Source organism: Myxococcus stipitatus DSM 14675 (assembly GCF_000331735.1).
GTDB classification, from domain to species: domain Bacteria; phylum Myxococcota; class Myxococcia; order Myxococcales; family Myxococcaceae; genus Myxococcus; species Myxococcus stipitatus.
This window is the reverse complement of sequence record NC_020126.1, coordinates 4,963,517-4,975,777: the sequence shown is the minus strand read 5'-3', so window position 1 is coordinate 4,975,777 and position 12,261 is coordinate 4,963,517. Positions and strand designations below refer to the sequence as shown.

Here is a 12,261-nt window from a genome sequence, read left to right as displayed (position 1 = left end):
AGCGCACGCGCACCGGCTGCGTGTTGATGAACAGGCCGACCATGTCCTCCACGCCCGACAGGTCCGCGGGACGGCCGGAGACCGTGGTGCCGAACACGACATCGCGCGCACCCGACAGCTGCCCCAATGCCAGCGCCCATGCGCCCTGCACCAACGTGCTCGGGGTGAGGCCGTGCCTCCGCGCGAACGCATTGAGCGCCGAGGTGGTCTGCGCCGACAGGTGCTTCACCCGCGTGGCGCGCCCCTCACCTTCTCCGGCGCCCGCTCCCGTCGGCGTGGGCTCCTGGACACCCGCAAGCTCCCGGCGCCAGAACACCTCCGAGTCCTCCAGGTCGTGCTCGGCCAACCAGCCGAGATAGTCGCGGAAGGGACGCGGCGGCCGGAGCCGCGCGGGACGGCCGTCGACCCTGCCCTCGTACAGCGTGAAGAAGTCGCGAACCACCAGCGGGACGGACCAGCCATCCAGCACCAGGTGCGAGTGACTGAAGACGAAGCGGTGCACCTCCCCCGAGCTCCGCAACAGCGTGAGGCGAATCAGCGGCGCCTGGGACAGGTCGAAGCCCTCTCGACGCTCCTGCTCCAGGAAGGCCGTCAGGCGTGCCTCGAAGGCCTCCGGGGAGAGGTCGCGCCAGTCCTCGAGGCGCAGCGGCAGGTCCACGTCGCGCAGCACGACTTGCACGGGCTCGTCCACGTCGTCCCAGACGAGCGCCGTGCGCAACACGGGGTGCGCCGCCAGCACGCCACGCCACGCCTGCTCGAAGGCCCCCACATCCAACCGGCCCCGCAGCTCGCAGACGAGCTGGTTGAAGTAGAGCCCCTGTCCGGGCTCCGCGATGGCATGGAAGAGCATGCCGCCCTGGAGTGGCGACAGCGGGTACAGGTCCTCGAGGTTGTCGCTCATCGCGTCTTCTTTCCGAATCGCGCCGCCAGCTTGTCGAGCTGAGACTGCTTCACCTTCGCGAGCGGGAAGTCGGACGGGGAATGCCCTCCCGCATCCGGTGCCCGCGAGGCCTCCACCAACACCACCAGCCGAGCCAGGAAGTCCTCCGCCAGCCGCGCCACCGTCTCGCGGCGATGCACCGCCTCGCTGAAGGTCCACACCACCTCCAGCCGGCCGTCGCGCACCACGCTCGTCACGTCCAACAGGTAGGGACGACGAGCGCTCATCGCGCGCTGCCGCACCCCTTCACTCTCCGGCGCGAGCACGAAGGGCCCGCCCGAGCCGACGAACCCCTCCAGCTGCCCCAGGTGGTTGAAGCCCACCTCCGCGGAGGGAAGTGTCGCCAAGGGGGTGTCCGCGTTCCCGTGGCGCAGCAGGCCCCAGCCCATGCCTCGCGAAGGCACCGCGCGCAGCAGCTCCTTCACGCCCCGCAGCGCCTCACCGGGTGAGCTCGCGCCACGGAGGTCGAGCAGCGCGGGGAAGAAGCGCGTGAACCAGCCCACCGTGCGGGACACATCCACGCCCGCGAGCACTTCCTCTCGGCCATGTCCCTCTACATCGACCAGGGCGGCGGTCCGCCCCGTCCAGGTCGCCAGCGCTTGCGCCAGGGCCGTGAGCAACGGGTCCTGCGCCTGGGTGTGCCACGCCTTCGGCACGTCCTGGAGCAGGGACTTCGTGTGCTCCGCATCCAGCGTCACCGTGAAGACGCGCGCCGTGGCCTCGGTGTTGATGCCGTCCGGGAAGTCTCGAGGCAGTCGCGCGGCGTCCTGCCACGGACGCTCCAACCACCACGCCTGCTCCGCGAGGAGCTTCTCGGTTCGGGCCAGTGACTCCAGGCCTCGCGCCCAAGCCTGGAACGAGGTCGTCTTCGGAGGCAGCGACACCGGCGCCCCTTCCGAGAGCCGCGCGTACGCCGTCGCCAGATCCTCCAGCAGGATGCGCCACGACACCGCATCCACCGCGAGGTGGTGGACCGACAGCAACAGCCGGGGCCACTGTCCCTCTCCCAGCTCCAGCAACAGGCCCCGGATCAGCGGTCCGCCCAGGCTCAAGGACTCCTGATGCGCTTGGACGCGCGCAGAGAGCGCGCTCCGCTTCGCCTCGAGGGACAACAGCGCTGACAGGTCCACGTGCTCCAGCGCGACGTGTGCACCGGGGGCCTCGGAGGTCTGGTGCCAGGTGTCACCGACACGTGCGAAGCGCAGCCGGAGCGCGTCGTGGTGCTCCATCACGTGAGCCAGTGCGCGCTCCAACAGGGCCGTGTCCAGCGGCGCACGCACCTCGAACATCAGCGACATGTTCCAGTGGTCCGGCGCCTCCAGCCCCAGGTCGAAGAACCAGCGCTGGATGGGCGTGAGCACCACCGGGCCCACCACCGGCCCCTGCTCCGCCTGCACCGCGAGGCGCGTACCCGCCACCGCGGCCAGTCGCGCCACGGTGGGGTTCTGGAAGAGCTGCTTCGGGGACAGCTCGATGCCCACGGCACGCGCGCGCGTGACAATCTGGAGGCCGAGGATGGAGTCGCCTCCCAGCTCGAAGAAGTCGTCGTGGATGCCCACGCGCTCCACGTGGAGGACCTCCTTCCACAGCGCGGCGAGCTGCTCCTCCACCTCCGTTCGCGGCGCCACCGCCGCTTCCGAGGTCTTCCCCGCCTGCGACTCCGGCGCCGGCAACAGGCGCGTGTCCACCTTCCCATGGCGCGTTCGCGGCAGGGCCGGCAGCACCACGTAGGCCGAGGGGACCATGTACGGCGCGAGCCTCGACTGCAGCCAGGCCTTCAACACGCCGGAGGGCAACACCTCGCCATCCCCTGGCTTCGCGGCCACCACGTACGCCACCAGTCGCTTGGGCCCCGCGCCGTCCTCGCGCGCGACGACCGCGGCCTCGCGTACGTCCGGATTCGCCAGCAGCGCCGCCTCGACTTCGCCGGGCTCGATGCGGAAGCCGCGCACCTTCACCTGCGTGTCCGCGCGCCCCAGGAACTCGAGCGTCCCGTCGCCGCGCCAGCGCACCAGGTCTCCCGTGCGGTACATCCTCGCCCCAGGCCGCGTGTCGAAGGGGTCCGCCAGGAAGCGCTCCGCCGTGAGCTTCGGCTGGCCCAGGTAGCCCCGCGCGACGCCTCGGCCGCCGACGTACAGCTCTCCGGGTGCCCCCGGCAGCGCGAGCGCCCGCCGACCATCCAGCACGTACACCCGGGCCCCCGACACCGCGCGGCCGATGGGCACAGTGCCCTGCTCGTCCCTCTGGACCGCGTGCACCGTGCTCCAGATGGTGGCCTCCGTCGGACCGTACTCGTTGAACAGCGCGACACCCGGCAGGGCGTCATGGTGCGCACGCGCCAGCTCCAACGAGCAGGCCTCGCCCCCCACCGACACCGCGCGCAGCCCCGTCAACCCGCCCGAGGATGCGGCGGCCAGCACCTGGGCATAGAGCGCGGGCACGGAGATGAGGTGCGTGACGCCTTCCTTCGCCACCAACTCGGCGAGCTTCCTCGGGTCCTCGCGCTCCTCCACGTCGGGGTAGCGCAGCCGGCCCCCGTCGAACAGCGACCAGAGCATCCCCGCCAACGACGCATCGAAGGTGAACGGCGCCAGCGACAGCACCACCCCGGGCGAGCCATAGACCGCACGCCGCGCCCTCGTCGCGGAGACCAGCTGGCGATGCTCCAGCACCACGCCTCGCGGCTTCCCCGTGGAGCCCGAGGTGTAGACGATGCACGCGGCATGATGCGGCGCGGGCACGGGCGGCAGCACACCGTCGTTCGCGGGCAGCGACTCCAACGTCACCACGGACAACCCGGCTCGCACGGGCACGCGTGCGCCCCAGGCCTCCGTGGTCACCACCGCGACCGCCTTCGTGTCCTCCAGGATTCCCGCGAGCCGCTCCGACGGATGCTCCAGGTCGAGCACCACCGCCGCCGCCCCCGCGCGCATCACGCCCAGGAGCCCCGCGACCAGGTCCGCGGGTTTCGCGAGCGCCAGCGCGACCACCGCATCCGTCCGCACGCCCAGACCGCCCAACGCCCCGGCCAGACGCGCGGCCAGCCCCTCCACCTCGCGATACGTCCGCCGGAGCGTGCCGTCCTCCACCGCCACCGCGTCCGGCATCGCCGCCGCGCGCGTCGCGAAGCACGACGTCACGGTCTCGTCCGCATCGACCGCGCGCTCGGCAGACGCCGCCCACTCCGTCAGGAGTCGCTGGCGCTCGCCTTGGGACAACAGGGAGAGCTGGGAGAGACGCTGCTCCGGATGCGCGACCACCCACTCCAACAGCCGCACCAGGAGCCCCGTGAGCCGGGTGATGGTGCTCGCGTCGAAGAGGTCGGTGTTGTAATCGATGCCTCCCGTCAGTCCGTCCTTCGACTCCACCAGCTCCAGCGTCAGGTCCAGCTTCGTCGCGCCGGTGTGGACCACGCGGCTGCTCAGTCGCAGGCCCGCCATGGACAGCTCGATGGGCGGCGTGTTGTGGAACACCAGCATCGTCTGGAACAGCGGCGTGTGGCTCAAGTCACGCGCCACGTGCAGCGCATCCACCAGCTTCTCGAACGGAACCTCCTGGTGCGCAAAGCCTCCCAGCGCCGCCTGCTTCACCCGGGCGATGAGCTCCATGACGGTGGGGTCACCCGACAGGTCCGCGCGCAGCGCGATGGAGTTGATGAAGCAGCCGATGAGCGGCTCGGTCTCCGGGCGGTTGCGGCCCGCGACGGGAGTCCCCACCGCGAAGTCGTCCTGCCCCGAGTACGCCTGGAGCAGCACCTGCCATGCCGCCATCATCACCATGAAAGGCGTGGCGCCCACCGTGCGGCCCAGCGACACCAGCGCATCCGCGAGCGGACGCGACACCATGACGTCGCTGCGCGCACCGGGATAGGTCTGCACCGCGGGCCGAGGCCGGTCCGTGGGCAGACGCAGCACCGGGACCTCCGCCAGCACGTCGCTCCACCACGCCTGCTCCGCCGCCAGCTCCGGGCCTCGCATCCACTCGAGCTGCCAGGCCGCGTAGTCCGCGTACTGCACCTGGAGCGGAGGCAGCGGCGATGGCTGGCCTTGACGGAAGGCCGCGTAGAGGGTCGCCAGCTCGTGGAACAGCACTCCCGAGGACCACCCGTCCGAGACGATGTGGTGCATCACGATGAGCAGGACGTGCTCGTCCTCCCGGAGGCGCAGGAGCGGCGTGCGCAAAAGCGGGCCCGCCTCGAGGTCGAACGGCTTGCGCGCCTCCTCTCGCGCCCACGCCTCCACCGTCATTGCGCCGCGGTCTTCCAGCGCCGAGACCTGGAGCGCATGCGCCCTGGGCTCGGAGATGTGCTGCACCGCCCCCGCGTCCGTCATCGAGAACGTCGTCCGGAAGGACTCGTGTCGCCGCACCACCTCGTCGAGCGCCCGCTCGAGCGCGCCGGCGTCGAGGACACCCGACAGCACGAGCATCACCGAGTTGTTGTACGCGACATTGCCCGGCTCCAGCCGGTCCAGGTACCAGAGCCGCTGTTGCGCGAAGGAGAGCGGCAAGGGCCGCTCGCGGGAGACACGCGGAATGGGCGGAGGGCCTTCGCGCCGAGGCTGCGCGCTGGCCTGTGTGGCGACACGAGGCGGCGCGGGACGACGCGACGGAACCGGGAGCGGAGCCAGCAGCTCCAGGGTTCCATCCAAGCGCCGCCGAGCCCTGTGCCCCAAGGCGAAGCCGCCCCCGCTGACGGAGAGCGGCCGGAGTGAAGTGGCCTCGGGCGCCTTCCATGATCGCTTCGGCGCGAGGTCACCCATCATCGCCAGCGTCCCCACCATTCCTGGAGGAAGGACCTGGCCCCGAGCATCCACCACGGCCCAGGTCGAGGTGTCTCCAGAATCGCGAGGAGCCTCCCCTGCCCGCGCCCACGCGCCCGGTCCGAACCTCGGCTCCCGGCGGGATACCTCCCCGGGGAGCGTCCGCGACAGCGCGTCCGCGAGGTCCTCCTTCACATCCTCCAGCCAGACGTGACGAACCGAGCGCAGTCCCTCCGGTGCCCCCGGCAGCTCGGACAGGGCTCGCGCCAGCGCACCCGTGAGGTGCAACTGCGTCGCACCCGATTCCCGGACCCAGGCCAGCAACGAGACCTCCGGACCAGGCCCTTCCACGAGCGTCGGCACCGGTGAGGACACCGCCGGCGCGTAGCGACGCCGCAGCACGTCCAGGTGCTGGAGTCCTTCCAGCGTCGCCTCCACCTCCACGCCGAAGTCCACGAGGCAGGCGACCTCATCGACATCGAGGCCCCGCACCCGCTCCACCACGGGCGCGCACGTGTCGGGCGTTCCGAAGAGCCCACCGTCCTCCACGTAGCGAGTCAGCCCGTGCTCCAACAGGGCCTCGACGTCCGCGGGGGTCAGCGTGCGCAGGTCGCCCTTCAACCCCAGGCTCGACACGAACGCCTGGAAGATATCCACCGAGCTGCGGAAGTAATCGAGCAGCGGCTTGCGCACGCGGCGACGGACCTCGGCGATATCCTCGCCCAGGTACGCGTGGAGCATGAGGCTCACGTGTCCACGCCCGGCGTGGCCATGCTGCCTCCAGGCCTCGCGATAGAGGGCCACCTTCGAGGCGAGGTCCTCCAGGTTCTGCCCCATCAGGTTGGTGAGGACATACGCTCCCAGTTCGCCCGCCATGCGGAAGGTGTCCGGGCTCCCCGCCGCCGTGAGCCAGAAGGGCAGCTCCTTCTGCACCGGGCGAGGACGCAGGAACACCTCCACCTCGTCACCCGTCCCGTTGCGCCGGAGCACCGAGCCACCACGCCAGAGCGTGCGCACCTCCTCGATGCCTCGGAACATGATCTCCTTGCGCCGCGCGTAGCGGTCCGGTGCGAAGACGAAGTCATTCGCGTGCCAGCCCGATGCGAACGACACCCCGACGCGGCCGTTGGACAGGTTGTCCAACACCGACCACTCCTCGGCGACCAGGACGGGGTCATGCAGCGGCAACACCACGCTGCCCGCGCGAATCCCCAGGCGCTCCGTCACCGTGGCCACCCCCGCGCCCACCACCGCCGGCCTGGGGTACAGACCTCCGAAGGAGTGGAAGTGCCGCTCGGGCGTCCACATCGCGGAGAAGCCCTGCGCGTCGGCATACTTCGCCGCCTCCAGCAGCAGCCGGTACTTGCGCCCCCCCAGCGAGTCCTCGTCGTTGGCGAAGAAGGACAGGCTGAAGTCGGGCCCCTTTCGCGCGCCGCCCGGGCCCGACGACGGCAGCGTCAGCCGCGCCCGCTCCGAGGGCAAAGCCACTCGCAGCCCACGCGACAACGCCCACAACAGCTCCAGCCCCGTCCCCGGCGCGCCCGCCTCCTCCGCCGAGAGCCAGGTGCCCTCCACCGGCCCGCTGTCCGCGTCCAGCCGCCGGAACAGCGCATCCACCGTCGCCACGGTCTGCACCACGCGCAGCCGTTCGCCCCTGGGGCCCACGAGCGTCTCCAGGCAGACCATCGTCTCCGCGGACACGGCCACGTGAGGGCTCGGGTCCAGGTCCACACCTCGCGAGCTGTCGCGCTTCACCGGCACCGGGACGCGAACGACGCGCGCGGGGTCCAACGTCACGCCGGTCCGCAGCCGCTCGTGCGTCAGCAACAGCGGCGGCGCTCCGCCCTCGGGCGCGAGCGTGGCCAGCTCTCGAAGCTGGGGCGGCGACAGCAACACATAGGCCCCCCCCACCTCCAGCACCGCCCAGAGCGCCACCACCCGCTCCACCGACGGCTCCAGACAGAGGGCCACCAACACATCCGGGCCCACGCCCTTCGCGCGCAGCTCGGACGCCAGCTGCCTCACTTCAACGCGCAGCTCGCGCCACGTCACGTCCCCCTGGCCCTCCAGCGACAAGGCCACCGCGTCCGGTGAGAGCGCGGCCCGAGCCTCCAGCAGCACGGGCACCGGGCTCGGTGTCGGCGAGACGAGTCGGAGGGCGGATCGACCTGGCGCCCCAGGCTCCACGGGAAGAGCGGAGAGCAGCTGCTCGGGGTTCTCCACGGCGGACGCGAGCAGCGTCGTCCAGTGGCGCACCAGGCGCTCGATGGTCTCCGGGGCGAAGCGCTCCACCGCGTAGTCGAGCGTGCCCGAGAAGCCTCCAGCGTCCTCTCCCATCGACACGGACATCGGCGACAGCACCGAGCCGAACTGCACGGGTCCGTCCTCGACTTCGACCAGCCCCAGCCGCAGACCGGGCAGCTCCAGGTTCGCGTCGAAGCGCGGGTGCAGGACAAAGAGCGTGTCGAACACGCGCTCTCGCCCCGGGTTCCTGGAGGGCTCCACCTCCCGGATGAGGTGCTCGTACGGCACATCGGGATGCGAGTACGCCTCCAACGTCACGTCTCGCACCCGGGAGATCAGCTCGCGGAACGTCGGGTCTCCCGACAGGTCCGTGCGCAGCGGCACCGCGTGCGCCACGTAGCCAATCAGCGGCTCGAGCTCCGGCCGCGTCCGGTTGCCGATGGGTGTCCCCACCACGATGTCATCGCGTCCGGCCCAGCGCGCCAGCAGGGCCTTCCACGACGCGAGCAACACCATGAAGGCCGTCACACCCTCGCGGCGCGCCAGCGCATGGACCGCACCGGTGAGGGACTCGGAGAAGCCCACGTTCCTGCGCACCCCACCCAGCGCGGGCCCCTTCCCGAGAGGCAGGTCCACGGGCAGGTCCAAGGGGCCGGGCAGGCCCACCAGTCGCTCCCGCCACGCATCCAGCTGCGCGGAGAAGGCGCCTGACTCCAGGGCCTCGCGCTGCCAGGCGGCGAAGTCGCTGTACTGGACTCGCAGCTCGGGGAGCGCCGCCGCCTCGTTCTTCACGAACGCGCCGTAGAAGGTGCCCAGCTCTCCACTCAGGACCACCAGGGACCATGTGTCACACACCACGTGGTGGACCGCGATGACCAGGAGGTGCTCTTGCGCATCCAGGCGGAGCAGCCGAGCTCGGACCACCGGGCCTTCGGCGAGGTCGAAGGGTCGCGCCATCTCCTCGTAGACACGCTTGCGCCACTCCGCCTCGCGCACCGGAGGCGCGAGGTGCTCCAGCACGTCCACCACCCACGGCACGCGGGCCTCGGCCGAGACTCGCGCCACCGTCTTCCCATCCACTCGCGGATACGTCGTCCGCAGGGCCTCATGCCTGCGGGCCACCGCCTCCAGACTCCTCCGCAGCGCATCCACGTCGAGCGTGCCCGTGAGACGAAGCGTCGCGGACATGTTGAGCGCGGGATTGCCGGGCAGCGCCTCCTCCAGCGCGCAGACACGCTCCTGCACCACGGACAGCGGAGGTGCGCCGTGATGCTCCCGTCGCGCCAGGGGGCGCATCACGGCCCCCTTCCCCTCCGCGCCCTCCGTCCCCATCCGCGCGGTGATGCGCGCGGACACTCCCGCGACAGTGGGGGCCTCGAACAAGTCGCTCAGCGGAAGCTGCACGGGGAAGGCTTCCCGCAGACGCGTGAGCATCTGCGCCGCCATCAGCGAGTTGCCCCCCAGCTCCAGGAAGTTGTCGTGGATGCCGAAGTCCGAGCGCCCCAGTCTCTCGCGCCAGATGGCAAGCACCCCGCGCTCCACATCCGTCCGAGGGCCCACCTTGTTCTCGGGGACCACCCCCTCCGTGCTCGCTGGGGTCCGCACCTCCTCGAGGCTCGGAGCGACCACCGGCGGGGGCGCGGCGAGGACTCGCGGCGCATCGACCGCGAAGCGCTGGCGCTGGAAGGGATACGTGGGCAACGGCACCCGGCGACGGCGCTCGTGTGCGTAGAACTGCTTCCAGTCCGGCTCCAGTCCGGCTTCCCATACCGCGCCCAGCGCCTCCATCAGCGCCGCGTGCTCACTCGCCTTCGAGCCCGCTCGTGGCAGCGAAGCCACCGCGCGTCCCGCCTGGCCGCGCAGCCCCAGCCGAGCCAATGCCGTGAGCGCCTGGTCCGGTCCCACCTCGAGGAACACGGAGATACCCGCGGCCTTCAGCGTCTCCAGGCCGTCTCCGAAGCGCACCGGGGCCCGCATCTGCCGCGCCCAGTACGCCGGGTCCATCGCCTCCTCGGGACGAATCCACGTGCCCGTGACGCTGGAGACATACGGCACACGAGGCGCCGAGAGCCGCAGCCCCGACACGACTCGCGACAGCTCCTCCATCAACGGCTCCACCGCCGCCGAGTGGAAGGCATGGCCCGCGGGCAACCTCAGCACGCCGACACCTCGCGCCATCAGCTCCCGCTCCAGGGCCTCGACCTCGTCCTCGGGCCCCGACGCCACGCACCGCTCCGGCCCGTTCACCGCCGCGAGCGTCAGGCCCCCCGTGAGCAGCGGACGCACGACCTCCTCGGCGCAGCCCACGGCCGTCATCCGGCCCGGGGGCAGCGTCGCCATCAACCGGCCACGCGCCACCACCAACGTCAGTGCGTCCTCCCACGGCAGCACCCCCGCGAGGCACGCCGCCGTGTACTCACCGAAGCTGTGGCCCAACAACGCGTGCGGCCGGAGCCCCCACGACTCCCAGAGCCGCGCGAGCGCGTACTCCACGCAGAACAACGCGGGCAGCGCGATGCGCGGATCGCCCAGCGCCTCGTGGGCCGACGTCTCGGCCTCGGGCGTGGAAAGCAGCACGTCGCGCAGCGACTTCTCGAGGGACGGCCCCAGCTCGCGGAGGCACGCCTCCACCGTCTCCCGGAACAAGGGCTCCGCCCGATACAGCTCCCGGCCCATCCCCAGCGACTGCGCGCCCTGCCCCGGCAGCAGGAAGGCCACGCGACGCTCTCGCGCCACGGCCACGTCCTCCAGGACCCGCACCGTGCCCGGCGCGCGCAGCTTCGCCGCCAGCTCCGCCGAGTCCTTCACCACCACCGACAGCCGATGCTCGAAGGCGCCTCGTCCCACGTTGCGGGTGAAGGCCACGTCCGCCAGCGGCACCTTCCCGCGCGCGGACTCCCACCAGTCCGCCAGCTCACTCGCCGCCTTGGCCAGCGCCGGGGCCGTGCGCGCCGACAGGGTGATGAGCTGCGAAGGCCGAGCACTCTCCACCGACGCCGCCGCGCGCGGCGCCTCCTCCAGCACCGCGTGCGCGTTGGTGCCACCAATCCCGAAGGAGCTGACGCCCGCGCGCCGAGGCACCTCTCCCCGAGGCCAGGCCCTGCGCTCGGCGATGACCGTGAAGGGACTGTTCGCGAAGTCGATGGACGGGTTCGGCGCCGTGAAGTGAAGCGTGGGCGGCACCTCTTCCTCGGCGAGCACCAGCGCCGCCTTGATGAGTCCCACCATTCCCGCGGCCGTGTCGAGGTGGCCCAGGTTCGTCTTCACCGACCCCAGTCCACAGAAGCCCTTGCGCTCCGTGTCCCGGCGAAAGGCACGCGACAGCGCCGCGACCTCGATGGGGTCTCCCAGCGCGGTGCCCGTGCCGTGTGCCTCGACATAGCCGATGTCGTCCGCCGTCAGCCCCGCGTACGCGAGCGCCTCGCCGATGACATCCGCCTGGCCCTCCACGCTCGGCGCGGTGTAGCCCACCTTCGCGCCACCATCGTTGTTCAGCGCGGAGCCACGAATGACGGCGTAGACGTGGTCCCCATCGCGAAGCGCGTCCTCCAGCGGCTTGAGCACCACCGCCGCGACGCCGTTGCCCGGCACCGTGCCCGCCGCCTTCGCGTCGAAGGCCCGGCAGTGGCCATCCGGAGAGAGAATCATCCCCTCCTGGAACAGGTAGCCCGAGCGCTGCGGAAGAGAGACCCGCACCGCCCCCGCGAGCGCGATGTCGGACTGGCGCAGCAGCAGGCTCTGACACGCCATGTGCACGGCCACCAGGCCGGTCGAGCACGCCGTGTAGACAGCGAGGCTCTCGCCCCGCAGCCGCAGCTTGAAGGACGCCTTCGTCGCCAGGTTCTCGCCCGACGTCCCCATCACCTCGTACAGCGAAGCCGGGTCCAGCTGCCCCTGCCCCAACATGCTCTGCGTGTGCAGCGAGGGGCCCGCGCCCGCGTACAGGGAGATCTTCCCGGAGTAGCGCGTCGGCTCATAGGCCGCGTCCTCCAGCGCGGCCCAGGCGCACTCCAGGAACACGCGCTGCTGCGGGTCCATCCACAGCGCCTCGCGCGGAGACACGTCGAAGAAGCCCGCATCGAAGGCATCGCCTTCCTCGAGCACGCCCGCCACGGGCACGAAGTCCGGATGGCGCCACAGCGTCTCCGGCACCAGCGGAGAAGGCTCCAGTTCCCGAGGCGACAGGCGGGAGATGGACTCCACGCCGTCGAGCAGGTTGCGCCAGAGCTCACGCACGTTCGCGGCACCCGGGAAGCGACCCGCCATGCCGATGATCGCGATGTCGTTCCCACTGCCCGTCTGTTCCTGGTCAGCCAT

General features: G+C 71.3%; 2 protein-coding genes (1 of these 2 running past the window's edge). Both read right to left on the bottom strand.

Features of this window, described 5'->3' with window-relative positions; translation table 11 throughout:
• Positions 1–901: the start of a non-ribosomal peptide synthase/polyketide synthase gene (locus tag MYSTI_RS19390; protein WP_015349484.1), read on the bottom strand. Its footprint begins 17,165 nt before the window's first position; the window shows 901 of its 18,066 coding nt (coding positions 1–901); its start codon is at positions 899–901; the stop codon falls past the left edge of the window.
• A complete protein-coding gene (locus tag MYSTI_RS19385) occupies positions 898–12,261 on the bottom strand; it encodes a hybrid non-ribosomal peptide synthetase/type I polyketide synthase (RefSeq protein ID WP_015349483.1) in 11,364 nt (3,787 codons plus the stop codon). The genes MYSTI_RS19390 and MYSTI_RS19385 overlap by 4 nt, the downstream gene beginning before the upstream one ends.